29 protein-coding genes are annotated in these 26,393 nt (G+C 61.6%); 3 read left to right on the forward strand and 26 right to left on the reverse strand.

Annotation, left to right across the window (positions count from 1 at the left end):
* Nucleotides 1-30: 30 nt before the first annotated feature.
* From KJY40_RS21615 to KJY40_RS21625, 3 genes are all read right to left on the reverse strand, one after another.
* Nucleotides 31-651, reverse strand: coding sequence for a 2-dehydro-3-deoxy-6-phosphogalactonate aldolase (locus KJY40_RS21615; protein WP_230732740.1), 621 nt, complete (start codon nt 649-651; stop codon nt 31-33).
* 19 nt (nt 652-670) lie between these two features.
* Entirely contained in the window at nt 671-1,660 is a 990-nt protein-coding gene (locus tag KJY40_RS21620; protein ID WP_230732742.1) for a 2-dehydro-3-deoxygalactonokinase, read from the reverse strand.
* A gap of 193 nt (nt 1,661-1,853) precedes the next feature.
* Nucleotides 1,854-2,336 carry a GNAT family N-acetyltransferase gene (locus KJY40_RS21625; RefSeq protein ID WP_007950842.1) on the reverse strand — a complete coding sequence of 161 codons (483 nt, stop codon included), beginning with the start codon at nt 2,334-2,336 and terminating at the stop codon, nt 1,854-1,856.
* Between the two features lie 111 nt (nt 2,337-2,447).
* Here KJY40_RS21625 and KJY40_RS21630 point away from each other — a divergent pair, with 111 nt between their 5' ends.
* From KJY40_RS21630 to KJY40_RS21640, 3 genes are all read left to right on the forward strand, one after another.
* Nucleotides 2,448-3,095 (forward strand): HD domain-containing protein, encoded by a 648-nt coding sequence (locus KJY40_RS21630; RefSeq protein ID WP_230732744.1) that lies wholly within the window; start codon nt 2,448-2,450, stop codon nt 3,093-3,095.
* Between the two features lie 111 nt (nt 3,096-3,206).
* Nucleotides 3,207-4,403: an MFS transporter gene (locus tag KJY40_RS21635; protein WP_230732746.1), complete on the forward strand. Its 1,197-nt coding sequence runs from the start codon at nt 3,207-3,209 to the stop codon at nt 4,401-4,403.
* An 82-nt stretch (nt 4,404-4,485) separates the two neighbouring features.
* On the forward strand, nt 4,486-4,815 hold the full coding sequence (locus tag KJY40_RS21640) for a hypothetical protein (protein ID WP_230732748.1): 330 nt from the start codon (nt 4,486-4,488) through the stop codon (nt 4,813-4,815).
* Here KJY40_RS21640 and KJY40_RS21645 read toward each other — a convergent pair.
* The 23 genes from KJY40_RS21645 to fabG form a co-directional block, all read right to left on the reverse strand.
* On the reverse strand, nt 4,809-5,738 hold the full coding sequence (locus tag KJY40_RS21645) for a PfkB family carbohydrate kinase (RefSeq protein WP_230732750.1): 930 nt from the start codon (nt 5,736-5,738) through the stop codon (nt 4,809-4,811). The two genes, KJY40_RS21640 and KJY40_RS21645, sit on opposite strands and share 7 nt — an antisense overlap.
* The gene (locus tag KJY40_RS21650; protein WP_230732752.1) at nt 5,731-7,197 is read right to left on the reverse strand and encodes a purine-cytosine permease family protein; all 1,467 of its coding nucleotides are present in this window, start codon (nt 7,195-7,197) and stop codon (nt 5,731-5,733) included. The genes KJY40_RS21645 and KJY40_RS21650 overlap by 8 nt, the downstream gene beginning before the upstream one ends.
* A gap of 70 nt (nt 7,198-7,267) precedes the next feature.
* A complete protein-coding gene (locus tag KJY40_RS21655; RefSeq protein WP_230732754.1) occupies nt 7,268-8,266 on the reverse strand; it encodes an ADP-ribosylglycohydrolase family protein in 999 nt (332 codons plus the stop codon).
* Entirely contained in the window at nt 8,263-8,976 is a 714-nt protein-coding gene (locus KJY40_RS21660; protein WP_230732757.1) for a GntR family transcriptional regulator, read from the reverse strand. The genes KJY40_RS21655 and KJY40_RS21660 overlap by 4 nt, the downstream gene beginning before the upstream one ends.
* 118 nt (nt 8,977-9,094) lie before the next feature.
* On the reverse strand, nt 9,095-10,063 hold the full coding sequence (araH, locus tag KJY40_RS21665; protein ID WP_230732760.1) for an L-arabinose ABC transporter permease AraH: 969 nt from the start codon (nt 10,061-10,063) through the stop codon (nt 9,095-9,097).
* A gap of 12 nt (nt 10,064-10,075) precedes the next feature.
* On the reverse strand, nt 10,076-11,620 hold the full coding sequence (araG, locus tag KJY40_RS21670) for an L-arabinose ABC transporter ATP-binding protein AraG (protein WP_129973709.1): 1,545 nt from the start codon (nt 11,618-11,620) through the stop codon (nt 10,076-10,078).
* Between the two features lie 56 nt (nt 11,621-11,676).
* Nucleotides 11,677-12,681: a substrate-binding domain-containing protein gene (locus KJY40_RS21675; protein WP_007950821.1), complete on the reverse strand. Its 1,005-nt coding sequence runs from the start codon at nt 12,679-12,681 to the stop codon at nt 11,677-11,679.
* A 143-nt stretch (nt 12,682-12,824) separates the two neighbouring features.
* Nucleotides 12,825-13,643, reverse strand: a complete 819-nt coding sequence (locus KJY40_RS21680; RefSeq protein ID WP_085668027.1) for an SDR family oxidoreductase — start codon at nt 13,641-13,643, stop codon at nt 12,825-12,827.
* A 270-nt stretch (nt 13,644-13,913) separates the two neighbouring features.
* The gene (locus KJY40_RS21685; RefSeq protein ID WP_230732763.1) at nt 13,914-14,789 is read right to left on the reverse strand and encodes an SMP-30/gluconolactonase/LRE family protein; all 876 of its coding nucleotides are present in this window, start codon (nt 14,787-14,789) and stop codon (nt 13,914-13,916) included.
* Between the two features lie 25 nt (nt 14,790-14,814).
* A complete protein-coding gene (locus tag KJY40_RS21690; protein ID WP_230732765.1) occupies nt 14,815-15,531 on the reverse strand; it encodes a FadR/GntR family transcriptional regulator in 717 nt (238 codons plus the stop codon).
* A gap of 102 nt (nt 15,532-15,633) precedes the next feature.
* Nucleotides 15,634-16,194, reverse strand: coding sequence for a DUF1285 domain-containing protein (locus KJY40_RS21695; protein ID WP_230732768.1), 561 nt, complete (start codon nt 16,192-16,194; stop codon nt 15,634-15,636).
* A gap of 15 nt (nt 16,195-16,209) precedes the next feature.
* Nucleotides 16,210-16,815: a DUF4823 domain-containing protein gene (locus KJY40_RS21700; protein ID WP_007950810.1), complete on the reverse strand. Its 606-nt coding sequence runs from the start codon at nt 16,813-16,815 to the stop codon at nt 16,210-16,212.
* 122 nt (nt 16,816-16,937) lie between these two features.
* The gene (locus KJY40_RS21705; RefSeq protein WP_096820964.1) at nt 16,938-17,906 is read right to left on the reverse strand and encodes a GTP 3',8-cyclase MoaA; all 969 of its coding nucleotides are present in this window, start codon (nt 17,904-17,906) and stop codon (nt 16,938-16,940) included.
* A gap of 138 nt (nt 17,907-18,044) precedes the next feature.
* A complete protein-coding gene (locus tag KJY40_RS21710) occupies nt 18,045-18,683 on the reverse strand; it encodes a TetR/AcrR family transcriptional regulator (protein ID WP_230732772.1) in 639 nt (212 codons plus the stop codon).
* Between the two features lie 341 nt (nt 18,684-19,024).
* Entirely contained in the window at nt 19,025-19,810 is a 786-nt protein-coding gene (locus KJY40_RS21715; RefSeq protein WP_230732775.1) for a TatD family hydrolase, read from the reverse strand.
* 15 nt (nt 19,811-19,825) lie between these two features.
* Nucleotides 19,826-20,182, reverse strand: a complete 357-nt coding sequence (locus tag KJY40_RS21720; protein ID WP_007950801.1) for a PilZ domain-containing protein — start codon at nt 20,180-20,182, stop codon at nt 19,826-19,828.
* Nucleotides 20,183-20,224: 42 nt separating this feature from the next.
* Entirely contained in the window at nt 20,225-21,208 is a 984-nt protein-coding gene (locus tag KJY40_RS21725) for a DNA polymerase III subunit delta' (protein WP_230732777.1), read from the reverse strand.
* Nucleotides 21,201-21,833, reverse strand: coding sequence for a dTMP kinase (gene tmk / locus KJY40_RS21730; protein WP_197869178.1), 633 nt, complete (start codon nt 21,831-21,833; stop codon nt 21,201-21,203). The genes KJY40_RS21725 and tmk overlap by 8 nt, the downstream gene beginning before the upstream one ends.
* 19 nt (nt 21,834-21,852) lie before the next feature.
* Nucleotides 21,853-23,034: an endolytic transglycosylase MltG gene (gene mltG, locus KJY40_RS21735; protein WP_230732780.1), complete on the reverse strand. Its 1,182-nt coding sequence runs from the start codon at nt 23,032-23,034 to the stop codon at nt 21,853-21,855.
* 3 nt (nt 23,035-23,037) lie between these two features.
* Nucleotides 23,038-23,853, reverse strand: coding sequence for an aminodeoxychorismate lyase (gene pabC, locus KJY40_RS21740; protein WP_230732783.1), 816 nt, complete (start codon nt 23,851-23,853; stop codon nt 23,038-23,040).
* Nucleotides 23,853-25,097 (reverse strand): beta-ketoacyl-ACP synthase II, encoded by a 1,245-nt coding sequence (fabF, locus tag KJY40_RS21745; protein ID WP_007908259.1) that lies wholly within the window; start codon nt 25,095-25,097, stop codon nt 23,853-23,855. The genes pabC and fabF overlap by 1 nt, the downstream gene beginning before the upstream one ends.
* A gap of 108 nt (nt 25,098-25,205) precedes the next feature.
* On the reverse strand, nt 25,206-25,442 hold the full coding sequence (gene acpP, locus KJY40_RS21750) for an acyl carrier protein (RefSeq protein WP_003175607.1): 237 nt from the start codon (nt 25,440-25,442) through the stop codon (nt 25,206-25,208).
* Between the two features lie 196 nt (nt 25,443-25,638).
* On the reverse strand, nt 25,639-26,382 hold the full coding sequence (gene fabG, locus KJY40_RS21755; protein WP_065257231.1) for a 3-oxoacyl-ACP reductase FabG: 744 nt from the start codon (nt 26,380-26,382) through the stop codon (nt 25,639-25,641).
* Nucleotides 26,383-26,393 lie beyond the last annotated feature (11 nt).

Here is a 26,393-nt window from a genome sequence, read left to right on the forward strand (position 1 = left end):
AGATGCAGCGCACGCAGCGCCGGAAAAGTCTTAGCGAAGGGCTTTCCAGGCCGCCACGTAGGCCTTGGCATTGGCCGCCACTTGCTCGGTCGTCATGCCCGGCTTGAACAGCCCGGACCCGAGGCCGAAGCCTTTGACGCCGGCGTCGATGAACGCCTGCATGTTGTCCGGCGTGATGCCGCCGACCGGCGCCAGAATCGTCCCGACCGGCAATACCGCCAGCCAGGCTTTCACCACCGCAGGCCCCATCTGCTCGGCCGGGAACAGCTTGAGAATGTCCGCGCCCTCCTCCAGTGCCGCAAAGGCTTCGGTCGGCGTGGCGACACCCGGCGACAGATACAGCCCGGCTGCTTTCGCTGCCCGCAATACCTTGGCGTCGCTGTGGGGCATGACGATCACTTGGCCGCCGGCCTCCTTCACCAATTCCACTTGTGCCGGGGTCAGCACCGTGCCGGCACCGATCAGGCAATCGGCGGGCAAAGTCTTACGCAGGATGCGAATACTTTCGTACGGTGCGGGGGAATTGAGCGGTACTTCGATGACGCGAAATCCGGCCGCATACAGGACTTCTCCGACAGCGGCGGCTTCCTGCGGATGCAGGCCGCGCAGGATCGCGATCAGACCGTTTTGCGCCAGTGCTTGCTTGAGCATGTCAGGCCTCCAGTCAGGGTTAACGGGATGAGGAATCGATCAGTCCGGCGGCGAGCGCCAGTTGCCACAGACCACGCTCGGTGGCTTGCTCGGCCAGGGTCACTCGGGCGAAACCGCAGGCGTCGAGGGCCCGGCTGTAGCGGGCGCACAACTGCGCGTTGCCGATGAGGATGATCGAAGGAAGATGTGTGCTGTTGCGCCGGCGTTGTTGCACGGCGGCCAGCGCTGTCAACTCGTGGCCGATCAGCAGGCCGGACAGATAGTCCGGTTGCGCGGTGGCGCTGAGTTCGCCGGTCAGGCCGAGGCTGCGGGCGCTGAACAGCGTCGACAGCACGCCGATTTCGCCTTCTGCCGACAACGCCACCTGCACGCCGCGATCGAATGCCTCGGCGTCGAACGTCGCGCTGTGCTGTTGGGTACGGCCAAGAATGCTGTGTTCGCTGAGCACGGCGAACACTTCGCCGGTCATGAAGGTGTCGAAACGGGTGATGCAGCCGTCGGCCACTTCCACCCATTTCGAATGACTGCCCGGCAGGCCGATCAACAGATCGCCACCCGCCTCGTCCGGCAGATTCTGCAGGACGCCGAGGACCTGGGTTTCTTCGCCGCGCATCACGTTCGGCAGCGTCGAGCGCTGAATCACACCCGGTACGATATGCACATCGACACCGCGAAGGCTGCGGACGGTTTGCAGGGATTTTCCGAGATCGGCGACGTTGGCCGGCGTATCGCGGTAGGACGCTTCGCGCCAGCCCTGGGCGCTGCCGACCATGCCACAGGCAATCACCGGCAAGTCGGGCTGCGCGTCGAGCCAGTCGCCGCAGGCCTCGTCGAACGCCAGCTCAAAACCGTCGGAGCATTCACGACCGTTAATGACCCGCGGCGTCTTCGGCAACTGCATGATCCCGAACGACAGCGACCGCTGCGCCAGCACCTGCCCGCCCGCCCCGAGTTTGTAAGCACGTAGTGAGGTCGTCCCCCAATCGAGCGCGATCAATTGCGCCAGCATCGCTTCACCTGTTTTGTTATTGGCAGTGAGTGAGCTGGACTATAAACCCGGGCACAACAAAATCTCAATATATAAATAACAATCCCACAATATGAGATATAGACAAAAAAATGCCGCAGGCCGTAACAGCGCCTTCAGAGAAGTTCACTTCCCCTGCAGGAACCGTCTCGGGCTGCGGTAGTCCTGGCGCGACTCAGTTGCCCTCGGCAAACTCGCGCAATACCTTGCCATCCATGCGATACCTCACCCACTCTTCCTGCGGCTGGGCACCAAGGGATTTGTAGAATTCGATGGCCGGGGTGTTCCAGTCCAGCACGCTCCATTCGAAGCGGCCACAGTCGTTGGCGCAGGCGATTTTCGCGAGGTGGCGCAGCAGGGTTTTGCCGGCGCCGCCGCCCCGTTGCTCGGGGGTGATGTAGAGGTCTTCGAGGTACAGGCAGTTACTGCCCAGCCAGGTCGAATAACTGAAGAAGAACACCGCAAAACCGATCGGCACACCGTCACGCAGGCAAATCAGGCCGTGGGCGGTGGCGCCTTCGCTGAACAGGCTGCGCTCGATGTCGGCGACACTGGCGATGACTTCGTGACGGGCCTTTTCGAAGTCGGCAAGTTCAGTGATGAACGCGAGGATTTGCGGAGCATCGCTGGGGGTTGCCGGGCGGATTTCGATCGTCATGAACGGGCCTTGTCGGAAAAAGGAAAACGCCATACTAAGGCGCCGCGCCGCGCTCGTCACATGGCAATCCACGGATTAGGCTAGTGCGGCCCGTCACTCTGAAGGATATTCATGAACGCATTTGAACCACTGGCCTCACTCGCCGCCGAACTGCTGCCCCACGCACTGGAGCCGTCGGAGGATGGCGCTCACGATCTGTCGCACCTGCAGCGGGTCTGGCACAACGCACGTACCTTGCAGGCCGAAGAAGGCGGCGACCTTGAGGTGCTGCTGGCGGCAGTGCTGCTGCACGATTGCGTGGCCGTGGAAAAGAACTCGCCCCTGCGTTCACAGGCTTCACGCCTGGCAGCGGAAAAAGCATCAACGGTGCTGGCAACCCTGAACTGGCCCGAAGCCAAAATCAGCGCCGTCACTCACGCCATCGAAGCCCACAGTTTTTCCGCAAACATCCACCCGCTTACCCTCGAAGCCCGACTGGTGCAGGACGCCGACCGTCTCGACTCCCTCGGCATGCTTGGTGTCGCCCGCACGTTCTACACCGCCGGACGCATGGGCAGCGCGCTGTACGACCCGCACGATCCCGAAGCCCGGGAAAGGGACTACGACGACAAGCGATTCTGCCTCGATCATTTCCGGACCAAACTGCTGCACCTCGCCGACGGCTTCCAGACCGCTGCCGGACAACGTCTGGCACGCATCCGTCACCAACGCCTGAAAGGTTTCATGGAGCAATTCAAGGAAGAGATCGGCGTCGTCTGAAGCCGTTACTCCGGTCATTCACGATCCTGAGATCACCAAGCTCAGACCTAAGCCACGGGCCTGACGTGTTAGATAGATGACGCTCGATTTTTCCGGTCAAGGAACCGCGTCATGCCTCAAGCAACACCCCAGGTCTCGGGCAAACTGTTCGGCCTGTTCTGCCTCGCCAGTTATCTGTTGTCGCTGTCCTATGGCGCAACGTTTTTGCTCTCGCTGCTGATCGGTTCGCGCGGCGGCAACGAGCACGATGCCGGCAGCGTGATCAGTGCGGCGATGCTCAGCACCTTCGTTGCGGTGCTGGTCTCCGGGCACCTGTCCGACTGGCTGGGCGCGGCGCGTTCGATTGCGCTGTTCGGGCTGTTGCTGGTGGCGGCAAGTCTTGGGTTTGCGATGACGCCGGGTTTCGGCCATCTGTTGCTGTTCTTCGGTTTGCTGCTGGGACTGGGCTGGGGCGTGTTCTACACGCTGGGGCCGATCATCGTCGCCAGTCTGGTAAGCCCGACGCAGCGGGCGAAATACTTTGCGCTGCTGTCCGGCAGCATGATGACCGGGATCGGCAGCGGCCCGCTGCTCGGGCGTGCGGCGAGTGCGCTGGGTTTGCCGGTGACGTCGGCGTTCTATCTGGCGGCTGCGGCGAGCCTGGTCGGCGTGCTTTTGTTCTGGCGTCTCGGTGCCCGTCTGAAAAGTACACAAGCCGCGTCAGCGGCAAAAATCAGCTGGCACGCGACAAAACAGGTGCTCGGCTCACGCGCGGTGTTTCCGATCATCATGGTCGGCCTCGGCGGTTGCGTGTTCGGCGGGCTGTCGAGTTTCCAGACCAGCTATGCCGCCGCCCGTTCGCTGGACTATTCGCTGTTCTTCCTGGGCTTCATGAGCGCTGCGATCAGCAGCCGGATGTTGATCGCAGGCTATGTGGTCAAGCGTGATCCGCTGCGCGCGTCGTGCCTGTTGTCGGGGTTGATGCTGGGCTCGATCGTGCTGTTTGCGTTCGGCGTGCAGAGTGGTTTCAGCTATTTGCTGGCGGCGGTGATGCTCGGTGTCGGATACGGTCTCACCTACTCGGTGATCAATGGACTGGCAGCCAACGAAGCACCGGCCGGTACCACGTCGCAGGCGTTGCTGCTGTTCAGTCTGGCGTACTTCATCGGCGTGTTCGGTTTCCCGCTGCTGGCCGGAAAAATCATCGTCGAGCACGGCATGCCGACGTTGTTGCTGACGGTGCTGGCGGTGGCGGCACTGAACTGGATGATCACCGTTGGGCGCTTGCTTTGGCGGCGAATCACCGTGGAAAGCGCACTGACGAACTGAACCGTTCGTCGCTCATCCGGCACCTATGCGACGCGAGGGCGGCCCAAGATCAGGTAAGGATTCCAATCACTGGAGAAACCCCATGATCTCGTCAAGGTTGACTGCTCTTGTTTTCGCCACCCTGCTCTCACCCGTGGCATTCGCTGCGACGGCCACCGGAACCGGCCCCACCGATCCGGTCGAGCGCCCGAAAGCGCCAGCCATCCAGAGTGCCCCCGGCATGAACACCGACGGCTCCGGCGTCGAGAATGCCCTGCCGCCCGCCACCGGCACCGACCCGCGCACCCAGGGTAACGACCCGGGACGCCAGGGTGGCACTTCGGGCAATCCGGTTCCGCCTGACAATTCCGGCTCCGGCATGGGCTCGAAAACCACGACCGGTGGTTCAGGCTCCGAGGGTGCCGGTCAGTAGACGGCAGATTCGCGGATCAGCGCATCGACTTCGGCCGTGCCCGGTGAGGTCGCCGGGCCCCAGCGGGTGACGGCCAACGCGGCGGCGGCGTTGGCGCGCCGGGCGGCTTCGTGAGCCGTTAGTCCTTGCGCCAGTCCAGCGACGAACACCCCGGCATGCGCATCGCCCGCACCGTTGCTGTCCACCGCCTGCACCTTGAAGCCCGGCACGTGCTGACGCTCGCCGCGCTGATGAATCCAGCAACCCTGCGGGCCGTCGCGCACTACCATCAGCACCTCCTGTGGCAGGTGCACGGTCAACCGGTCCAACGCGGTTTCGATGTCCGGCGCGCCAGTGAAACGTAGCGCCTCGACACTGTTGCTGGTCCACACATCGATGCGCGGCAGCAACGCCTGCATCATCGGTGAGTCCGGCGATTCCACCAGCGGGCCCGGGTCGAACACCACGTTGATCGTCTTCGGCAGCGCCAGCGTCCAGTCCAGCAACGCCTGGGCCTTGCCGCTGTGCAGCAGGCTGTAGCCGCTGACGTAGACGTAATCTCCCGCCTCGGCGGCAATGCTGTTCAGTTCTGGCTTCGTGACCTCGCCTTCGGCGCCGATGTAGGAAATGAAACTGCGCTCGGCCGATGCATCGGTCAGTGCCACGCAGATCCCGGTGTCGCGCTCTGCAGGCTGGTCGATGCCGATGCGGATGCCTTCGGCGTTCATCGCCTGCCGCGCGAGATCGCCGAAACGCCCGTTGCCGTGGCGACCGAGATAGACCACCGGCAAGCCGTTGCGCGCGGCGGCGGCCATCACATTGAAGCCGCCGCCGGCTTCGAAACTGGCGGACTGCGCCAGCACGTCGCCGCCGATTTGCGGCAGCGCCTCCACGGCCATGACCAGGTCGATGATGACCTGGCCGGTGTGCAACATCTTAGGCATGAGCTTTCTCGGATTGCGCAGCGCGGCGATCTCTCGCCCCGCCGAGTACGAAGTAAATGCCGCCGGCGACCACGAACGTCACGATCCAGCCGAGGCCGTTGTGGCCCAACCACGAATCGGACAGGAAGCCCTTGAACCAGACATTTTCAGCCGTGGTGCCGATGGTGGTGAAACTGAAGCCCAGCACGATGGCAATCGCCCACGCACCGAACGCGCGCCACTCGATGCCGCCGCTGTACCAGTAGGCGCTGCTCGGGCTGACGTCGAGCAAGTCTTTCGGGCTGTAGTAGTGGCGGTGAATCAAATCGACCACGAAGATCCCGACCCACGCAGTGATCGGCACTGCCAGCAGGGAAATGAAGGTGATGAACGGACCGTAGAAACTGTCGGCGATCAGCATGAAGTAGATCGAACCGGCAAAGATCGCAACGATATCGACTACCACCGCGTACACGCGTTTGACCTTCAGGCCGAGGGTCAGCGTGGTCAGGCCGGCGGAGTACACCGACAGGTTGTTCGACAGCAGCAGGCCACCGAATGCGGTGATCAGGTACGGCACGGCCATCCAGGTCGGCAGCATGTCGCGGATCGCCACGATCGGGTCAGTCGCCGACGCCAGGTCGTTGTTACCCACCGACAGCAGGCCGCCGAGGGTGATCAGCAGCACCAGCGGAATCCCCGCGCCGAATGCTGCCGAGGCGACCAGGCGCACGGCTTTGACGCTGCGATGCTGATAGCGCGACATGTCGGCGCCGGCATTCGCCCAGCCGATCCCGGTGCCGGCGGCCATGGTGCCGATGCCGATGATCATCGCGCTCATCGGCGCCGGCGTGGCATTGAACACCGCGCTCCAGTCGATGGTCGCGCAGAGGAAGCCACCGACCAGAATGTTCAGGGCGCCGAACACGTAGGTCGCCCACTTCTGGATCACCAGCAAAGTGGCGTGGCCGAGGCCGGATACAGACAAGGTCAGCAGCACGAAAATCGCGATGAAGATCAGAGTCAGCACCGGTGCGCTTTTGGCTTCCACCGGCGAGCCGAACAGGATCGAGCACAACGACAACAGCACGAATGCGGCCGTGGTGGTGTTGACGGTTTCCCAGCCCAGGCGCGACATCAGCGACACCAGCGTCGGGCCGATATTGCCGCGCACACCGAAGATCGCCCGCGACAAAGTCAAGCTTGGCGCACGACCGCGACGGCCGGCAATCGAGATGATCCCCACCACCGCGAACGAACCGGCAGCGCCGAGGATCGCGACGATGATCGCCTGCCAGATCGCCAGGCCGCGAAACGCAACCAGCGTGGCGCCCAGCGGCAGGCCAAGGATGGAAATGTTGGCAGCGAACCAGACCCAGAACAGTTGCAGCGGATGGCCGTTGCACTCGCCTTCCGGCACCGGTTCGATGCCCCGGGTTTCCAGTTGCCCGGCGCTTTGCCCGGCGTTCGATGAACTCATGAGAGATGCTCCTGTTGCCATTGTTGTGGTTGTCGGCAAGACAGATGGTTGACGTGTGGCGGGTTGCGTTTCAACGCAGCGCGAGGAGTCCTTTCACCAACGGTTCCAGCTCCAGATCGTTGACGGTTTTGACGGTTTCAATCATCGGCGCCGGCCAGTTCTGCAGGCCCAGGCAGGCCCCGAGCATGGCGCCGAGAATCGCGGCAATGGTGTCGGTGTCGCCACCCAGGCTCGCGGCCATGCACAGCGCATCGAACGGCGTCATTTCACCGACCGCGACTTGCTGCGCGAGGGCGAACGACACCACCACCGATTCCTGCGACGCCACCGAGGTGCCGATCACGTCGTACAGCAGATCCGCGAGCAACACCGGGTCGCTCTCGACACTGATGCTGCGCGCCCAACTGATCCGCGAGGCGATGCGCCCACCGGCCACCCAGTGCCCGTGCGCTTCCGCTTGCTGGGCGATCTGCTGGCCGAGGTTCAGCGCCTCGCCCAGATCCAGACCGTTGATGCCGGCCGAAACCACCGCCGCCACCGCCGCCGCACTGGAAATTCCCAGCGTGGTGTTGTGAGTCACCTGACACGCCTGCACCACCGCCGCGATAAAGCGCTCGGGGTCGGCGACATCCGCCGCGATCCCCACCGGGGTGATGCGCATCGCTGCACCGTTGGTGGTGCCGTAGCGGCCGGCCTCTTCCGGTGAATGGCCGGCGAGGATCATTTCGATTGCGCGTTTGGTCGACGGGCCGAGCAAGTCCTGCGAGCCCTTGGCCTGCATCTCGGCTTCCCATTCGATCAGCCGTTGCGCGAGCACCGCCGGTTCGATCCGGCCCTTGCCTTCGACCAACAACTCGCCGACCAGAATCGCCTGTTCGGTGTCGTCAGTGATCGAGCCCTTGGGCATGTTCGCGGCAATCGGCTGCAAGGGGCCGGCGTCTTGCAGGTCGGTGATCTGGCCGAAGCGCTGCTTGATGGTTTCGCGGTTCAGGGATTGCGTCGGCATGCCCAGCGCGTCGCCGAGGGCCAGGCCGTAAAACGCGCCCAAGGCACGGTCGAGGGCGGTCATTTCGATTCTCCAAATTGCAGGTGCAGGCGGAAATGCACCGGGTCGAGCAGGCTTTCGACCTGTTCCATGAAACGGTTCTGCCGGTCGTAAGTGGTGCGCAATGCCTTGAGGAACACCGTGCCTTCCGGACGGCCGAGCAGTTCGGCGTCCACGGCGTTGAGCGGTTCAGCACCGATCCATTGATCGCCGCGCTCGCCGACGTAACCGTAGGCGGCCAGAGTAATGGTCAGGGAATTGTCGATCAGGCCGACCCGCGGCAGGCTTTCCAGGCCTCCGGTGGCGGGCATCAGAGAACGTTCAAGGGACACCGCCGTGCCGTCGTTGGAGCGGCGGCGACGTTCGAGAAGAATGAATTGATCGGAGCCGAAACGCGGAAGCAAATCCTCGCGGGTCACGGCCTCCAGGCGCAGCACATCGGTATTGATCAACACCCCGCTATCGGCCAGGGCCTGAGCCCAGCCGCTACGCTGGTCGAGCACCACACCGTCAAACGTGACGATGGAACCGACCCCGCTTTGCGTGGCGATGTAATTGCGCCGCTTCAGTTCGGCCAGCGCCTCGCGCAACGTGCCACGGCTGACGTTGAATTCCTGAGCCAACTGATGCTCGCCGGGCAACAGAAAGCCGTCCTCCATGAGGCCACTTTCGATGCGTCGGACGAGCTCGTCGACCACCCGTTGTTTCTTGTCAAATCGTACCTGTCTAATCATGTACAAAGTGATAACCGAAACGGGTTGGGACGGGCAAGGGATATTTTGGGGAAGGAGACAGAAGGCGTGGCGTTGAAAGCACCCTCTCCCGAAGGAGAGGGTCAGAAGGGCTTTGATCTCAGCGCTGTTTCAGACGGTCGATAACCACAGCCAACAGCAGAATCGACCCACGAATCACATACTGATAAAACGTGTCGATATTCTTAAGATTCATCGCATTCTCGATAATCGCCAGAATCAAAACCCCGGCAATCACATGCCGGATCATCCCGATCCCGCCGCTCAACGACACCCCGCCCAACACGCAAGCCGAAATCACCGTCAGCTCAAACCCCTGCCCGATCATCGGCTGACCCGAAGTCATCCGCGAAGCCAGAATCACCCCCGCCAACGCACCGATCACCCCATGCACCGCGAAGATGATGATCTTCGTACGATCGACATTCACCCCCGCCAGCAACGCCGCCTCCTGGTTGCCACCAATGGCCATGGTGTTGCGCCCGTAGGTCGTGTAATTCAGCAGCCAGCCGAAAAACAGGAAGCAGACGATGGTGATCAGGATCGGCACCGGCACGCCGAACAACTGACCGTTGCCGAACACGAAGAACGATTCCTGGGACACGCCCACCGCTTTGCCGTTGGCAAAAATGTAGGCCAGGCCACGGACGATCTGCATGGTTGCCAGCGTCGTGATCAGCGCATTGACCCGCAACTTGGCGATCACGATGCCGTTGATCAACCCGACGATCAGGCCCATCACCAGCGCCGCGCTGACGCCGAGAAACACGCTGTTGGTGTCGCGCATCACCACCGCCGCAACCACCCCGGCGCAGGCAATCACCGAACCCACCGACAAGTCGAAATGCCCCGACGCCAGGCAATACAACATGGTGCACGCGGCGATCCCGGTGGTGGAAATCGCCAGGCCCAGGCCACGCATGTTCAGCGGCGAGAGGAAGTTGTCGATCAGCAAGGTGCAGGCGACAAAAATGCCCACCGCCGCCAGCAGCATCACCCAGTCATCGAGGAAGCGCCGCATATCCAGAGGTTTGCGCGCGGTCGGCAGGGTTTCGTTTTGGGTTGTCATCATAGTCACCTCTCAGTTCGCCACGCCGTCAGCGCGGTGGCGCGGCAAAGCCAGTTGCAGCAGGTTGGATTCGTTGGCCTGGTCGCGGCTGACTTCGCCACGCAGGGCGCCCTCGCACAGCACCAGAATGCGGTCGGAAATGCCCATCACTTCCATCAGATCGCTGGACACCACGATCACCGAAATGCCGTCGGCGGCCAGGTTGTGGATGATCTGGTAGATCTCGGCCTTGGCGCCGATGTCGATGCCTCGGGTCGGCTCGTCCAGCAGCAGGACTTTCATCGGCATCGACAGCCAGCGGCCGAGAATGGCCTTCTGCTGATTGCCGCCGGACAGGAACTTGATCTGTTGCCCGGCGTGGGGCGTTTTCACTTTCAGGGCCTTGATCTGTTTCTCGGCGTTACCCTTCTCCCAGATCCCGCGCAGCAGGCAACCGAGCCCGGAGTTCGCGCCGCGGGCACTGATGTTGATGTTCTCGGCGACGCTGGCGAGCGGAATGATGCCTTCCTTCTTGCGGTCCTCCGGGCACAGCAGAATCCCGGCGGCAATCGCGTCGCGAGGCGAACGCAATTTCAGTTCATGGCCACGCAATTCCAGGCGTCCGGCGGTGTTGCGCTCCAGACCGCTGAGCAGCCGGAACAGCTCGGTGCGCCCTGCCCCGACCAGTCCGAACAGGCCCAGAATCTCGCCTTTGTGCGCATCGAAACTGATCGGCTCGCGCAGGCCCGGGCCGAGCAAGCCATCGACTCTCAGCGCCACGGCACCGCGCGGGCGACCGCGATAATCGTAGATGTCCTGAATGTCGCGCCCGACCATGCAAGTCACCAGTTGATCGTGGGTCAACTGGCTCATGTCGTCGAAGGTGCGCACGTAGCGGCCGTCCTTGAACACCGTCACCGCGTCGCAGATGCGGAACACTTCTTCCATGCGATGAGAGACGTAGAGCACCACTTTGCCCTCGTCGCGCAGCCGGCCGATGATCGCCATCAAGCGGTCTATTTCCCGCGCCGAGAGGCTGCTGGTCGGCTCATCGAAGGCAATCACATGGGCGCCACGGGACAGTGCCTTGGCGATTTCCACCAGTTGCCGCTGGCCGAGGGACAGGCGTCCGACCTTGGTCTGCGGGTCGATTTCATCGGCCAGGCCTTTGAGGCAAGCCAAGGCTTGTTGGCGCAGCGCGCCGCGATTGATCAGGCCGAAACTGGCCGGCAGGTGACCGAGAAACAGGTTCTCGGCCACGGTCATTTCCGGCACCAGATGCAGCTCCTGGTGAATCACCGCCACGCCGCTGCCGATGCTGTCGGCGGTGGACTTGAAGGCCATCGTCCGCTCGCCGATCTGCAGCTCGCCGCTGCTCGGGATATAGGCACCGCCGAGGATTTTCAGCAGGGTCGACTTGCCGGCGCCGTTCTCGCCCATCAGGGCGTGAACCTGCCCGGGGTGAGCGACGAAACTGATGCCGTCCAGCGCCTTCACGCCCGGGAAGGTCTTGCCGATCCCGTTGAAACGCAGGCTGCCGCTGGCGCTGTGTTCTTGTGTCTGTACTTGCGCGTGCATTTAAGCCACCTCATCACACCGTTCAAACGGCCCGGCTGCCCGGGCCGCCGCTGCCGTCAGTTCCACAGGCCGATCTTCTCCAGCTCCTGCTTGAAGTTGTCGCGGGTGATCAGGGTGACGTCGTCCATCGCGGTGTACTTCGGCGGTTCTTTGCCAGTGGTGACCCACTCGTACATCATGCTCGCGGTGTTGTAGCCCTCGATGTGCGGGCTCGGCAGCATCGAACCGTAGAAGCCGCTGTTGGGCTTTTTCAGCTCGCCGATCGCATCTGTGCCGTTGATGCCGATGCCGATCACGTTGGCCGCGGCAAACCCGGCGGCTTCGGTGGCGCGCACGCCGCCGAGCACGGTGTTGTCGTTCATGCCGCCGATGATCAGGTTCTTCGCCGCACCCGGCAGCTTGACCAGCGCCGAGTTGGTGGCGTCCATGCTGCCCGGTACGTCGAGGGTTTTCAGGGCGGCGGTCAGAATGTGATCTTTCGGCATGCCCGCGTCTTCGAGGGCCTTCATCGAGCCGTCGGTGCGCTTCTTGCCGGTGTCAAGTTCGTTGTAGGTGTTGACCACCGCGTAGGTGTCTTTCCAGTCCCAGTTACGCTTTTTCGCCTCGGCGGCCATGGCGGCGCCCTGCTTCTGGCCGACTTCGAACGCGGCCATGCCGAGGTACGGCACGTCTTCCATGAACTTTCCATTGGCGTCGACGAAGCGGTCGTCGACGGCGATGACTTTCAGGTCATTGAGCTTGGCCTTTGCCATGATCGCAGGGCCGAGGGACACGTCCGGCGGGCAGATGACGAAGCCCTTGGCGCCGTTGGCCGCAAGGCTGTCGATGGCCGACAGGGTTTTCTCGCCGTCCGGCACGGCGATCTTGATCAGCTCGAAGCCTTTGTCCTTGGCAGCTTTCTCGGCGAAGGCCCATTCAGTCTGGAACCACGGCTCTTCGGCCTGCTTGACCAGGAAACCGATCTTTACCGGATCGGCGGCCAGCAGCGAACTGCTCAGGCTGAACGCAGTAACCGCCAGCGCGGTACTGCACAGGGTACGAATCCCGAAACGACGTTTCATAAGCAGACTCCTTGTTATTTTTCTTGAGCGTTATTTGAAAAGCGTTACAGCGGTCGAAGCGTTTCCCGCGAATCATGACGACAATAGTCATATCGTATGATGATTGGATTTCAGGCGGAGCTTGCCACCTGAAATCCAGATTTTCAGTCGTGGTACATCACCGAACGACCACCATCGATGGTGATGCACGAGGCGTTGATGAATGGCGCTTCATCACTGGCCAGGAATACGGCGGTCATCGCCACTTCGATCGGCTGGCCGATGCGTTTCGGTGGATGCAGATCGAAAGCACGCTGGCGTTCGGCGTGCGGGTCGGCGAAGCCGTTCCAGTAATCGACGTTGAGCTGGGTTTCGATGTAGCCCGGCGCAATCGCGTTGACCCGAATGCCCTTCGGCGCGTACTCGATGCCCAGCGCGCGGGTCAGCCCGAGCAGGCCGTGCTTGGCCACCGGGTACGGGAAGCAGCCGGGAATGATGTTTGTGGAGTGGGTCGAGGCAATGTTGATGATGCTGCCGACGCCCTGCTCGATCATCTGCGGCAGCACGGCTTTGCAGCCATACCAGGCGCCGTCCAGGTCGATGGCGAAGCAGCGTTTCCAGTCTTCTTCGGTCATTTCCAGCGGATCGCGGAACACGTTGACCCCGGCACAATTGACCAGCACGTCGATGCGACCGTGCAGCTCGATGGCCAGTTTGGCCATGGCGTGCAGATCCTGCTGACGCGAAACGTCGGCCTTGATCGCTTGCACGTCGGCGCCCTGCTCTCGCCAGTGCGCGGCAACCTTTTCGACCTTTTCAGCCTGGATATCGCTGATCACCAGTTTGGCCTGCTGCGAGGCGAAGGTCGCGACGATTGCTTCGCCGATGCCTTGGGCGGCGCCGGTCAGCAGCACGACCTTGTTTTTCAGGCGCTCACCTTTCGGTGGCTCGGGCACTGGTGGCAGGGACAGAGGTTCAGCCATGAATCAGGACTCCTGTTCGAAAGCATAAAAAAACCGGGCATCTGACGATGTCCGGTCTGGAAGGCTTCTGGAACAAAACAGGCGAGCGCACGCCGCGGCACCGAAACGGCCCGAAGCGCTGACTCCGCTGTGGAGTGCGATGGAAATTCGCTGCATCACTTCACCTGTTTTGTTCTTTTTAAGTGTGAGTGCGTGTTACTGCTGGAGCCGACTATAAACCCGACCGCCGAATAATCTCAATATATAATTTTGCATCCCATATTTTGGGATTTAACTAGCGAATCGCGTACAAAGCTTTCCGGCGACATCCACCCGCAACGACAGCACGGCGCCGTCCAGCGGATGGTTCAGCGGACTTTTGGCGCTGGTGATGTACAGGGTTTTCAGGTCGGCGCCGCCGAATACGCAACTGGTCGGGCGACTGATCGGCAGGTCGATCTTGCGGTCGATCTGGCCATCCGGTGTCAGGCGCAGCAGGCAGCTGCCGTCCCAGCGGGCGTTCCACACGTAGCCTTCGGCGTCCATCGCCGAGCCGTCCGGGCCGCCGTGCTGATCGGCGCGGTACCAGGGCTGGGCGGGGTCGAGGTTGCCGTCGGTGTGGATGAAGTAGCGGTACAAGGTGCTGTCGAGGCTGTCGCCGAACAGCAGCGTGGTGCCGTCGTCGCTCCAGAGCAGCGTGTTGGGAATGCCCAGGCCGCGCAGCAATGGCGTGACCCTCTTATCCGGATCAATCCGGAACAGACCGCCGGAACGACGGGTGATCGGCAGATCCTCGCCCTGCTCGCCGATGTTGTTTTGCATGGTGCCGAGCCACAAGCGACCCTGGCCATCGCAACGCGCTTCGTTGGCACGATTGCCCGGCTGCGGATCAGCGACGCAGAACAGCGTCAGTCGCGGCTCAAGTCCGGGTGAATCGAGATCGAGCCGGTAGACGCCGCTGCTCAGGGTCACCAGCGCGTCGCCGCTGGCGCAGGGAATGAACGCCGAGACGTGCTCCGGCATCTGCCAGATCTGCACGTTCTGCCCGATCAGCCGCAGCGCCTGCTTGCCGGCGATGTCCACCCAGTACAGCGCCTGGGTTGGCGCGTCCCAGAACGGGCCTTCACCCAGTTGCGCCCGATGTTCTGTCACCGCAGTCCACGTCATGCAACCTCCTGTCTTGTTGTTTTTGTCAGCTGGCTTTCTTGTCGGCCATCACCTGCGGGTAAAACCGCTTGATGGCCAGGTCGGCATTGTCGATCAGGGTCATGCAGGCCCACACCCCGCGCGCGGCATCCCGGGCGGCGATGGCGTCGGCCATGTCTCGATGGATAGGCAGAGTGCGGCGCAATTCATCGGGATCGGCCGCGGACACTTCGAAGGACACGGCGAGCAGCGCACCGAGGGCCGGCACCATTTGCTCGATGAATTGATTGTGGCTGGCGGCGAGAATGCATTCGTGGAAGAACTGGTCGGCGCGGTTGTAATCGATGCCGCTGTCGACCGCCCGTTCCAGCGCGTTGTAGGCCTGCTGGATGGCTTGCACCTGTTCCACGGTCGCCCGCTCGCAGGCCCAGCGCACCGCCATCGGTTCGATGGTTCGGCGCAGGTCGAGCAGGTCGTCGACGAAGTTTTCCGGCAGGCCGCTGCGCGACAGCCAGCCCACGACTTGCGGATCGAACAGGTTCCAGCGCTTGATCGGCAACACCCGCGTGCCGACTTTCGGCCCGACTTCGAGCATGCCCTTGGCGACGAGGGTCTTGATGGCTTCGCGAATCACGGTGCGGCTGACCCCGAGCTGCTCGCCCAGATCGGCTTCGACCTTGATCGCCTGCCCGGGTTTGACCTGGCCGGCGGCAATCCAGGCGCCCAGCCAGTCAACCGTTGATGCGTGAAAACTGCTCGACATGGACACCCCGAAGCCGTTCGCTGTGGGTGCTTACGCTAATCATCATACGATTGGGAGTCAACGACAAAAAACCGCAGCCTGCTTTCACAGACTGCGGTTTTTTTAAGGTTCGAGGCCGATACGGAAGAATTCGCCGCCACTCCAGACGCCAAGCCAGCGCTGGCCATCGATCTCACGGCTGACTGCCAGCTCGACCAATTGGTAGAACACGTTGCGGTGGATCAGCGCTTCGAGGTTGGTGCGCACATGCGCGTAGGGCGCGGGCTCTTGCGTTGTCGGATCGATCTCGACGCGGATTGGATGCTCCGGGCCGGCCTCGGTGGTTTCATCGACGTTGGTGGTGAAACGCAGCACTTGCGCCTCACCCTCGCCTTCCACCTCGACAGCAATCGCCACGAACGGCGCGTCATCGACCTTGATTCCGACCTTTTCGACCGGGGTGATCAGGAAATAATCATCGTCGTCGCGGCGGATGATCGTGGAGAACAGCTTGACCATCGGCTTGCGCCCGATCGGCGTGCCCAGGTAGTACCAGGTGCCGTCGCGGGCGATGCGCATGTCGATGTCGCCGCAGAAATCCGGGTTCCACAAGTGTACCGGCGGCAAGCCTTTGGTTTTGGGGATTTGCCCCAGCAGGTCATTGGCTTTTTGCGGGCCACTCATGGCGTACTCCTTGAATTACTGGTCCCCGACGCCCAGCAGGCTGCGCGCGTATTGCGCAAGCGGTGGGCCGATCAGGTCTTCGGGCTTGTTGTCGTGGAACGTCAGTAAACCGCCACGACTCTTGATCCGTGCAGTATCAATCAAATACTGGGTGCTGGTCTCGATCAACATGATCTGAATCACGCCGCCGTCGATACCGAGGCGATCCACGGCTTCCTGATCGAGCCACTCATCGGAGTTGCCGATGCGGTCGTCGGCCTTGGCGAAACGCGTGTACAGCAGATAGTGGGCACCGGCGTCACGAGCTTCGCCCATCGCCTGGTCGAGGCCTTCCGGCGCACGGGCGCGGCGGACCATCGGGAAGTATTCGACGAAACCTTTGAAGGCCTCTTCGGCGACGACGTTGGGACGCGGGTAGGAACCACCCGGCGGTGCGAACGAGCCTTGCGCAATGTAGATGAACGAATCCGGCTGAATGCGGAAATTGTTTACGCGGCGGCTGTCGCTGTGGTCCAGCAAGCCCGCGTCGCTCATCTGGTAGCGAGTCCCTTCGGCCATGTCACTGACAGTCATACAGCCGCCCAGCGCCAAAACGGCCAGCAGCAAAACCAGGCTACGCATCCTAATCCTCCAGAAGCCGGTGACGGAAAACCGGCGAATGGCCGTAGGATGCAGCTTTTGCGCCAGTCCTTGGAAATGTGCAGGTATCCGCTTTGAAATAAGGCGTTGTGGTTAAACCGGGCTTAGCCGCCGATGATCTTCATGACGGTGGCGCCGCCGGAGAACGCGACTTCCTGCTTGTCGCCCAAGGCCTTGACCAGCAGTCGCTGCAACGCCGGCAGCGCCTCGTGGCGCGGCTTGTCGAGCAGATCACCGACGTAGTGGCGGTTGCTCGACGACAGGCAGCCATGCAGCCATCCGGTGGACGACAGGCGCAGGCGCGAGCAGGTTCGGCAGAACGGCACACTTTCGTTGGCAATAACGCCGAAGTTGCCCAGACCGGGAATCGCATAGCGAACCGCCGTGGCGTCCACCGGCGCGTCGGTTTGCGCGTACTCGTAATGTTCGCCGATCAGGCTCAGCAGCTGTTGCAGGCTGACGAACTGTTGCAGGAAGGCGTTGGAATCAGTGGCCAGGTGGCCCATGCGCATCAGCTCGATGAAGCGCAGCTCAAAGCCGCGCTCAAGGCAGTAATCGAGCAGCGGCATCACCTGATCCAGGTTCTGCCCGCGCAACGGCACCATGTTGACCTTGATCTTCATGCCCGCCGCTGCCGCCTGATCCATGCCATCCAGCACGGTGGCCAGATCGCCGCCACGGGCAATGCTGCGGAACGCGCCGGCGTCCAGGGTATCGAGGGAAACATTGATGCGTCGCAGGCCGGCATCGACCAGTAACGGGAGTTTTTTCGCCAGGAGCTGGCCGTTGGTGGTCAGGCTGATGTCTTCCAGGCCCATCTTGCCGACGGCGCTCATGAAAGATTCGAGTTTGGGGCTGACCAGCGGCTCGCCGCCAGTGATGCGCAGACGCTCGATGCCGGCGGCTTCGATCAGATAAGCCACGCCACGTGCCATGGCCTCGGCCGACAATTCATCCTGCGCAGCCACCAGCCGCTTGCCGTTGGGCACGCAGTAGGTACAGGCGTAATTGCAGGCTGAAGTCAGACTGATCCGCAAATTGCGAAAACGCCTGCCTTGACGGTCAACGATCATGAAGCACTCCGGCGATGGAAAATCGAGCGGCTAAAACTTGACTCACAATTCAAGTTTTAGCAAGCCCTATGCCTGAGTATATTCCTGCGGTACTGCGCCATGTAGCGAAAAACACGGCGCATAAGGCGACTGAATGATTCAGCTGCTTGACGTTTCAGGGTCGCGCTTGCGCTTGTTGCCCATGCGCACGCCAATATCCATCAGGAACTGGAAGAAACCTTCCTGATCTTCCAGCACATTGCTCCAGAACGGCGAGTGATACAGCGCCACCGCGCCGTGCACCAGCGCCCAGGATGCGCAGTAGTGGAAGTACGGCGGCACGTCTTCGAGCTTGCCTTCGCTGATGCGGCCCTTGATGAGCAGCGTCAGGCGTTCGAAGTTCGAGGCACGGATCTTGTGCAGCTCCTCGACCATCTCGGGCACCTGATTGCCCTTGACCACTTTCTCTTCCAGGCGATCGAACAGGCGATAGCGCTGCGGGTCGCGCATGCGGAATTCAAAGTAGGCACGGGACAGCGCTTCCTTGTCCTTGTCGACATCGGCCGAGTGCAACAGCTCGTTCAAGTCGCGCTCGTAATCGAGCATCAGGCGCAGATAGATTTCGGCCTTGGACTTGAAGTGCTTGTAGATCGTGCCTTTGCCGATACCCACGGCATCAGCAATCATCTCGACGGTGACACTGTCTTCACCTTGTTCGAGGAACAGCTTGAGCGCGGTATCGAGAATTTCTTGCTCGCGGCGACGAAACTCACGGACCTTACGAGGTTCTTTGTGCATAAGAAAAGGTCTGTAGGGGTCAAAATTCGAAGCCGCGTATTATGCCTAACTTGCGCAAAAATGCACGGATCATCCGACCATATCTGTGTTTCTTGTTCATTTCACGAACGTTTCGGGGGGAATGAGAACATAACCGAAGCGAACGTATTCCAAATTTGTTTAAAAACCCCGGCCGGCCAACTGGACTCGGCGCCAGACTGATCAATACTTGAACTGTCGGGCGACATCTCCCCCAAGTGTCGCGCCGGTAAAGGTACCAAGGGACCGCGTGCCTTTGTTTTACTCCTAATGGTCTTAACCCGGATTCACCCCCCAGAACCCGGGTTTTTTTTGCCTGCGATTCAGGCTTTTACATGCGCCAGCGGAAACAGTCGCTTGAAGTTCTCGGTGGTCTGCTCGGCAAAGCGCTCGTAGTTCTCGCCGCGCAGCATCGCCAGAAACTCTGCCACTTCGCGCACGTATTGCGGCAGGTTCGGCTTGCCGCGATAAGGGATCGGCGCCAGGTACGGCGAATCGGTTTCCACCAGCAGGCGATCGGCCGGAACCTTGCTCGCCACATCGCGCAGCGCATCGGCATTGCGGAAGGTGACGATGCCCGACAGGGAAATGTAATAACCCATGTCCAGCGCCGCCTTGGCCATGTCCCAGTCTTCGGTGAAGCAATGCAGCACGCCGGCCTGGGGCAACGCGGCTTCGCGCAACAGTTGGAGCGTGTCGGCGCGGGCGCCACGGGTGTGGATGATCACCGGTTTGCCGGTCTGCTGCGCGGCTTGCAGGTGCAGACGGAACGATTCCTGCTGCAGTTCGGCGGCCTCTGGCTCGTAGTGGTAGTCCAGACCGGTTTCGCCGATCGCCACCACTTTCGGGTGATTGAGCTCGTGCAACAGCCAGTCCAGCGCCGGCGCCGAGCCCGGCTGCACATCCAGCGGATGCACGCCGACCGAGCAATCGACATCGTCGTAACGCTCGGCCAGGGCTTTGACGTCGGCCGCGTTGTCGGCGCTGACGCCGATGCACAGGAAGTGCCCCACTCCGCGCTGACGGGCCGCATTCAGCGCGGCATCCAGGGAACCGTCGTGAGCGGCGAGGTCGAGGCGATCAAGGTGACAATGGGAATCTACGAGCATAAAAAGGACTGCAACTTACATCGTATGAGTGGGACGGTCGGACTTCAGGGCTCCGGCCAGATGAGTTTCGATGCGACTGCGCGCGGTGTTGTCGCCATCGTTGAATTGCACGCCGACGCCGGCTGCGCGGTTGCCCTGGGCGCCTTTGGGGGTGATCCAGGCCACTTTGCCGGCCACAGGAATCTTCTCCGCCTCGTCCATCAGGTTCAGCAGCATGAACACCTCGTCGCCCAACTTGTAGCTCTTGTTGGTCGGGATGAACAGGCCACCGTTCTTGATGAACGGCATGTAGGCGGCGTAAAGAACCGACTTGTCCTTGATGGTCAGGGACAAGATGCCGTTGCGCGGCCCCGGGCTGACAGGTTCATTCATGTTGACCTCCACTACTGATGTTCAGAGTCTAGGTACACATTCTTATCTTTGGCCAGGCAAGCTCGCCCATTGCACCAGCAACGCTTCCAGCAGCAACGCCGCGTTGAGGTTGGCCTTGCTCAGGACTTTCTGGCGCTGGGCGAGAATCCAGTCCTGAATATCCAGCACTTTTGGCTGGGCGCTTTTCTGCGCCAGATACTGCACGACCTTGCGCATGTCGGTCAGGCCGAGGCCCGCTTCATCCTGGGTCAACTGATAACGCAGGATCAGACTCGACCAGTCGCAGAACCAGTCGAACAGACGCAGCATCGGAATGTTTTTCCACTCCTCGGCCAGTTGCGTCGGTGATTGCTGCTGTTTGAGCAACTTCTTCACGCCTTCCACAACCTGCGCGCGCTGCTCACGCACGCCCTGCCCGTGCAACGTGACCGCGGCCAATGGCGAGCCGGCAGCCAGGGTCAACAGTTCGACACGTTCGTCTTCGGAACATTCCGGCAGTGCCTGAGCCAGCCATTGCAGGCTCATGGATTCGCTCGGCAGCGGACAGGCCTGCTGCACGCAGCGGCTCTTGATGGTCGGCAACAACCGGCTCGGCTGGTGACTGACCAGCAACAGCACGGTGTCGCCAGACGGCTCTTCAAGGCTCTTGAGCAAAGCGTTGGCGGCGTTGATGTTCATCGACTCCACCGGCTCGATCAGCACCACCTTGCGACCGCCCAGTTGCGCGGTCTGCACCACGAAACTGACCAGATCGCGCACCTGGTCGACCTTGATCGCCTTGTCCGCTTCTTCCGGTTCGAGGATGTAATTGTCCGGGTGGCTGCCGGCCTTGAGCAGCAGGCAGGATTTGCACTCGCCGCAGGCTTCAGGCGTCGGACGCTGGCACAGCAGGCTGGCCATCAGCCGCTCGGCCAGCGCGCGCTTGCCGATCCCGGCCGGCCCGTGCAGCAGATACGCGTGGGCATGCTGAGTGCGACCGGCCAGTTGCTGCCAGAGGCTGTCCTGCCACGGATAGGCCTCAGCCACGGCTCAGCTCCAGCAAGTTCGGAATCAGGGTATCCAGCGATTGTTGAACCTTGACCAACGGCTGACCGGCGTCGATCCGCACGTAACGCGCCGGATCAGCTTCGGCGCGCTTGAGGAACGCACTGCGCACGGCCTCGAAAAACTCACGGCCTTCCAGCTCGAAACGATCCAGACGACCTCGGGCGCTGGCCCGAGCCAGGCCGATTTCCACCGGCAGATCGAAAATCAGCGTCAGGTCGGGACGCAGGTCGCCCTGCACGAAAGTCTCCAGCGCCGCGATGCGCTCCAGCGACAAGCCGCGACCACCGCCCTGATAGGCGTAAGTCGAATCGGTGAAACGGTCACACAGCACCACCGCACCACGGGCCAGCGCCGGGCGAATGACTTCAGCCAGATGCTGGGCGCGGGCGGCGAACACCAGCAACAGCTCGGTGTCCGGGTTCATCACTTCGTCGACCGGGGCGAGCAACACCTCACGAATGCGCTCGGCCAGCGGCGTACCGCCGGGCTCGCGGGTCAGCACCACTTCGATACCGGCGGCGCGCAGGCGCTCGGCGAGGTATTCGCGGTTAGTGCTTTTGCCGGCGCCTTCCGGGCCTTCCAGGGTAATAAACAAGCCAGTCACAGGCAGTCCTTAATCAAAGTCATTGCGTGTTTTGGGGAGTGGACGCTTCCGGTTCCGGCGTCGGTGCAGGCTCTTGAGCAGGCGGCTGCGGCAACGACTCCGGTGCGGTATCGGGCGAGGCGGCAGGAATCGCCTCCTCGGCTGCCGGAGCGGCCTCGGGCGCTGTCGCCGGCGCCGGGCTTGAGCGGTAATCCGCGCGTCGCTTGAGCTGGTACTCGCGCACCGCGTTGTTGTGCGCGTCCAGATCATCGGAGAACACGTGGCTGCCATCGCCACGGGCAACGAAGTAGAGGCTGGTGCCATCCACCGGATTGAGCGCGGCGTGAATGGCTTCACGTCCAACCATGGCGATCGGCGTCGGCGGCAGGCCGGGAATCATGTAGGTGTTGTACGGCGTGGCTTCCTTGAGGTGGGCGCGGGTCAGCTTGCCGTTGTAGCGATCACCCAGGCCGTAGATCACCGTCGGATCGGTCTGCAACTGCATCCCTAGCGCCATACGACGCACGAAGACGCCGGCAATCTGGCCACGCTCCTGAGGCACGCCGGTTTCCTTCTCCACCAGCGACGCCATGATCAGCGCCTGATAGGGCTCGGTGTAAGGCACGTCGGCGGAGCGTTTTTCCCACTCCTTGGCCAGCACTTCGTCGAGGCGGTCGAAGGCCTTTTTCAGCAGTTCGGTATCGGTCACACCGCGCACGAAGCGGTAGGTGTCGGGGAAGAAGCGTCCCTCGGGGAACAGGCCCTTGTGACCGATCTTGGCCATCACATCACTGTCGCTCAGGCCGTTGAGGGTCTGCTCGATCTTTTCATCCTTGGCCAGCGCGGCGCGCACTTGATGGAAGTTCCAGCCCTCGACCAGCGTCAGGCTGTACTGAACCACATCGCCGCGCTTCCACAGGTCGATCAGGCCGTTGACGGTCATGCCCGGTTGCATGCGGTATTCACCGCTGTGAATCGGCGTGCCGGCCAGATTGAAACGCCAATAGACCCGCAGCCAGAACGCGTCCTTTATGACGCCATCGGCTTCGAGTCCAAGAAAAGTACGGGTCGGGGTGGATCCCTTGGGCACATCCAGCAGTTCTTCCTGCGTGATGTTCAGGGGCTGTTCCAGTGCCGAATGAATCTTCCAGGCGCTGGCGCCCAACAGCAGCCCTGCCAGAACCAGTCCGGTTTCCAGCAGCAGCAAAAGTTTACGTCTCACGAATCAGGCATCCAGTAGCGCGCGGGCAATGGTTTGCAGTTTACGGGTGAGCGGGCCAACCGGCCAGCTCAGAGCAGCACAGGCGCGTACCGGCCAGACGCCATACACGCTATTGCAGACAAAGACTTCATCGGCCCATTGCAGCTGTTCGAGGGGGATGTCGGTGATTTGCACGGGAATGCCCAGAGACTCGGCCTGAAACAATATTTCTGCGCGCATCACACCGGCCACACCGCAGCGTTTCAGGTCCGCCGTGATCAGCACACCGTCACGTACCAGGAACAGGTTGCTGAACACACCTTCGATCACCCGACCGGCCTGATCGAGCATCAGACCTTCGGCATGCTCACCGTCCTGCCATTCGGCACGGGCAATGACCTGTTCCAGTCGATTGAGGTGTTTGAGCCCGGCGAGCAACGGCTGCCTGGACAGGCGCGTGCTGCACGGAAACAGGCGAACGCCCTGCTCGGCGTGGGCCGCTGGATAAGCGGCGGGAGGATTGCCTTGTAGAATGCGTCGGCCCTGCGCCGAAGGATCCGGCGCATAACCGCGCAATCCGTCGCCACGGGTAAGGATGAGCTTGAGCACACCCTCGCCCATCGCGGCGGCATAGGCTTGCAGCTCATGGCAAACCTGTTCGATGTCCGTCGTGATGGCCAGACGCGCACAGCCGTCGGCCAGACGCGTCAGATGCCGATCCAGCAGCACCGGCTGACCGCCACGCACGGCGATGGTCTCGAACAGACCGTCGCCGTAAGCCAGGCCGCGATCTTTCAGCGACAGAGCGTCAGCCGGCAGACCGTCGACCCAGCAGTCCATCAGCCGGCGAACCGACGGAACGCCAACGTGCCGTTGGTGCCGCCGAACCCGAACGAGTTGGACAGCACGACATCGATATCCATGTTGCGCGCGGTGTGCGGCACGAAATCGAGGTCGCAGCCTTCGTCCGGCTCATCGAGGTTGATGGTTGGCGGCGCCACCTGGCTGTTGATCGCCAGCACGCTGAAGATCGCCTCGACCGCACCCGCCGCACCCAGCAGATGACCGGTCATGGACTTGGTAGAGCTGACCGCCAGCTTGTAGGCGTGATCACCGAACACCGACTTGATGGCGTTGGCTTCAGCGAGGTCGCCGGCCGGGGTCGAAGTGCCGTGGGCGTTGATGTATTGCACTTGATCGACGTTGATCTTCGCATCGCGCAGCGCGTTGGTGATGCAGCGTGCAGCACCAGCGCCGTCGGCGGGTGGCGAAGTCATGTGGAAGGCGTCGCCACTGGTGCCGAAACCGATCAGTTCGGCGTAGATGGTCGCGCCACGGGCCTTGGCGTGCTCGAGCTCTTCGAGCACCAGGGCACCGGCGCCGTCGGACAGCACGAAACCGTCACGGCCCTTGTCCCACGGACGGCTGGCGCGGGTCGGCTCGTCGTTGCGGGTCGACAGCGCACGGGAAGCACCGAAGCCGCCCATGCCAAGACCGCACGCAGCCATCTCGGCACCGCCGGCAATCATCACGTCGGCTTCGTCGTACATGATGTTGCGCGCCGCCATGCCGATGCAGTGCGTACCAGTGGTACACGCTGTGGCGATGGCGTAGTTAGGCCCCTGCGCACCCAGGTGGATGGACAGGAAACCGGAAATCATATTGATGATCGAGCCAGGCACAAAGAACGGAGAAATCCGGCGCGGGCCAGTCTCGTGCAGGGTGCGGCTGGTTTCTTCGATGTTGGTCAAACCGCCGATACCCGAACCCATGGCCACGCCAATGCGTTCACGGTTGGCATCGGTGACTTCCAGACCGGCATTGCGTACGGCTTGAAAGCCGGCCGCCAGACCGTACTGAATGAACAGGTCGAGCTTGCGCGCTTCCTTGACCGACAGGTATTCCTCGACATTGAAGCCCTTTACCGAGCCGCCAAAGCGGGTGGAATAGGCAGAAAGGTCGGTGTGTTCGATCAGACCAATGCCACTGCGGCCAGCCAGAATGCCCTGCCAACTGCTCGGCACATCCGTGCCCAGTGGCGACAACATACCCATACCGGTGACTACGACGCGTCTACGCGACACAGCACTCTCCTTTTTCAAATGACGACTTTGCATCAGGCCTAAAGAAAAAACCGCACGCCATGATGGCAGTGCGGTTTTTCCATGACAGCAAGCAACGATTACAAACTATTACGCCTGGTGGCTAGTAACGTAGTCGATTGCAGCTTGTACAGTAGTGATCTTCTCAGCTTCTTCGTCAGGGATTTCGGTCTCGAATTCCTCTTCCAGAGCCATCACCAGCTCAACGGTGTCAAGGGAGTCGGCACCCAGGTCTTCTACGAAGGAAGCGGTGTTGACCACTTCTTCTTCTTTAACACCCAGTTGCTCGGCAACGATTTTCTTGACGCGCTCTTCGATGGTGCTCATACCTTGTTTTCACTCCTAATGGACAAATTCAGGCAGCTGGCCAGTGGGTAAGTGTATAGAAAGACTTTTCAGCTTTTCAACTGAAAGCTTCACTCCTCAAACCCTGCGGCCCTCTGCCTATAAATAGATTGCAGCTTTATAACGGATTTTAGACAGCTCGTATGACATTTTTTTGAAGCAATCCGTCACATTTGAATTACATGTACATCCCGCCGTTAACCGGGATTGTAGCCCCGGTCACGTATGCCGCACCGTCGGATGCAAGAAAAGCGACCACGGACGCGATCTCTTGAGCTTGTCCCAGACGGCCCAGCGGAATCTGCGTCTGCAAGGCTTCACGCTGTGCTTCAGGCAGCTCGCGAGTCATATCGGTGTCGATGAACCCTGGGGTTACCGAGTTGACCGTAATCGAACGCGAACCGACTTCACGCGCCATGGCACGGCTGAAACCTTCCAGACCGGCCTTGGCGGCTGCATAGTTTACTTGGCCAGCGTTGCCCATGGCACCCACCACCGAGCCAATACTGATAATTCGGCCCCAACGCGCCTTGGTCATGCCGCGCAGAACGCCCTTGGACAGGCGATACAGACTGTTCAGGTTGGTATCGATCACGTCGTACCACTCGTCGTCTTTCATGCGCATCATCAGGTTATCGCGGGTGATGCCGGCATTGTTGACCAGAATCGCCACCGGCGCACCGAACTGCTCCTGAATGCTCGCCAGCACTGCGCTGACCGATTCGTCGCTGGTGACGTTCAGTTCGAAACCCGCGCCCTGGATGCCGTTTTCCTTCAGGGTCGCAGCAATGCGCTCGGCACCCGAAGCGGAAGTCGCGGTGCCGACAACGATGGCGCCCTGACGACCCAGTTCCAGTGCGATAGCCTGGCCGATGCCACGGCTTGCGCCGGTGACCAGTGCAACTTTACCTTGCAGACTCATGCAAGCTTCTC

This window comes from Pseudomonas fitomaticsae, assembly GCF_021018765.1.
Classification (GTDB): domain Bacteria; phylum Pseudomonadota; class Gammaproteobacteria; order Pseudomonadales; family Pseudomonadaceae; genus Aquipseudomonas; species Aquipseudomonas fitomaticsae.

Excerpts from the sequence above, each read along its gene's own strand:
- KJY40_RS21615 (WP_230732740.1), bottom strand. The coding sequence starts at position 651 with ATGCTCAAGCAAGCACTGGCGCAAAACGGTCTGATCGCGATCCTGCGC.
- KJY40_RS21620 (WP_230732742.1), bottom strand. The coding sequence starts at position 1,660 with ATGCTGGCGCAATTGATCGCGCTCGATTGGGGGACGACCTCACTACGT.
- KJY40_RS21625 (WP_007950842.1), bottom strand. The coding sequence starts at position 2,336 with ATGACGATCGAAATCCGCCCGGCAACCCCCAGCGATGCTCCGCAAATC.
- KJY40_RS21630 (WP_230732744.1), top strand. The coding sequence starts at position 2,448 with ATGAACGCATTTGAACCACTGGCCTCACTCGCCGCCGAACTGCTGCCC.
- KJY40_RS21635 (WP_230732746.1), top strand. The coding sequence starts at position 3,207 with ATGCCTCAAGCAACACCCCAGGTCTCGGGCAAACTGTTCGGCCTGTTC.
- KJY40_RS21640 (WP_230732748.1), top strand. The coding sequence starts at position 4,486 with ATGATCTCGTCAAGGTTGACTGCTCTTGTTTTCGCCACCCTGCTCTCA.
- KJY40_RS21645 (WP_230732750.1), bottom strand. The coding sequence starts at position 5,738 with ATGCCTAAGATGTTGCACACCGGCCAGGTCATCATCGACCTGGTCATG.
- KJY40_RS21650 (WP_230732752.1), bottom strand. The coding sequence starts at position 7,197 with ATGAGTTCATCGAACGCCGGGCAAAGCGCCGGGCAACTGGAAACCCGG.
- KJY40_RS21655 (WP_230732754.1), bottom strand. The coding sequence starts at position 8,266 with ATGACCGCCCTCGACCGTGCCTTGGGCGCGTTTTACGGCCTGGCCCTC.
- KJY40_RS21660 (WP_230732757.1), bottom strand. The coding sequence starts at position 8,976 with ATGATTAGACAGGTACGATTTGACAAGAAACAACGGGTGGTCGACGAG.
- araH (WP_230732760.1), bottom strand. The coding sequence starts at position 10,063 with ATGACAACCCAAAACGAAACCCTGCCGACCGCGCGCAAACCTCTGGAT.
- araG (WP_129973709.1), bottom strand. The coding sequence starts at position 11,620 with ATGCACGCGCAAGTACAGACACAAGAACACAGCGCCAGCGGCAGCCTG.
- KJY40_RS21675 (WP_007950821.1), bottom strand. The coding sequence starts at position 12,681 with ATGAAACGTCGTTTCGGGATTCGTACCCTGTGCAGTACCGCGCTGGCG.
- KJY40_RS21680 (WP_085668027.1), bottom strand. The coding sequence starts at position 13,643 with ATGGCTGAACCTCTGTCCCTGCCACCAGTGCCCGAGCCACCGAAAGGT.
- KJY40_RS21685 (WP_230732763.1), bottom strand. The coding sequence starts at position 14,789 with ATGACGTGGACTGCGGTGACAGAACATCGGGCGCAACTGGGTGAAGGC.
- KJY40_RS21690 (WP_230732765.1), bottom strand. The coding sequence starts at position 15,531 with ATGTCGAGCAGTTTTCACGCATCAACGGTTGACTGGCTGGGCGCCTGG.
- KJY40_RS21695 (WP_230732768.1), bottom strand. The coding sequence starts at position 16,194 with ATGAGTGGCCCGCAAAAAGCCAATGACCTGCTGGGGCAAATCCCCAAA.
- KJY40_RS21700 (WP_007950810.1), bottom strand. The coding sequence starts at position 16,815 with ATGCGTAGCCTGGTTTTGCTGCTGGCCGTTTTGGCGCTGGGCGGCTGT.
- KJY40_RS21705 (WP_096820964.1), bottom strand. The coding sequence starts at position 17,906 with ATGATCGTTGACCGTCAAGGCAGGCGTTTTCGCAATTTGCGGATCAGT.
- KJY40_RS21710 (WP_230732772.1), bottom strand. The coding sequence starts at position 18,683 with ATGCACAAAGAACCTCGTAAGGTCCGTGAGTTTCGTCGCCGCGAGCAA.
- KJY40_RS21715 (WP_230732775.1), bottom strand. The coding sequence starts at position 19,810 with ATGCTCGTAGATTCCCATTGTCACCTTGATCGCCTCGACCTCGCCGCT.
- KJY40_RS21720 (WP_007950801.1), bottom strand. The coding sequence starts at position 20,182 with ATGAATGAACCTGTCAGCCCGGGGCCGCGCAACGGCATCTTGTCCCTG.
- pabC (WP_230732783.1), bottom strand. The coding sequence starts at position 23,853 with ATGGACTGCTGGGTCGACGGTCTGCCGGCTGACGCTCTGTCGCTGAAA.
- acpP (WP_003175607.1), bottom strand. The coding sequence starts at position 25,442 with ATGAGCACCATCGAAGAGCGCGTCAAGAAAATCGTTGCCGAGCAACTG.
- fabG (WP_065257231.1), bottom strand. The coding sequence starts at position 26,382 with ATGAGTCTGCAAGGTAAAGTTGCACTGGTCACCGGCGCAAGCCGTGGC.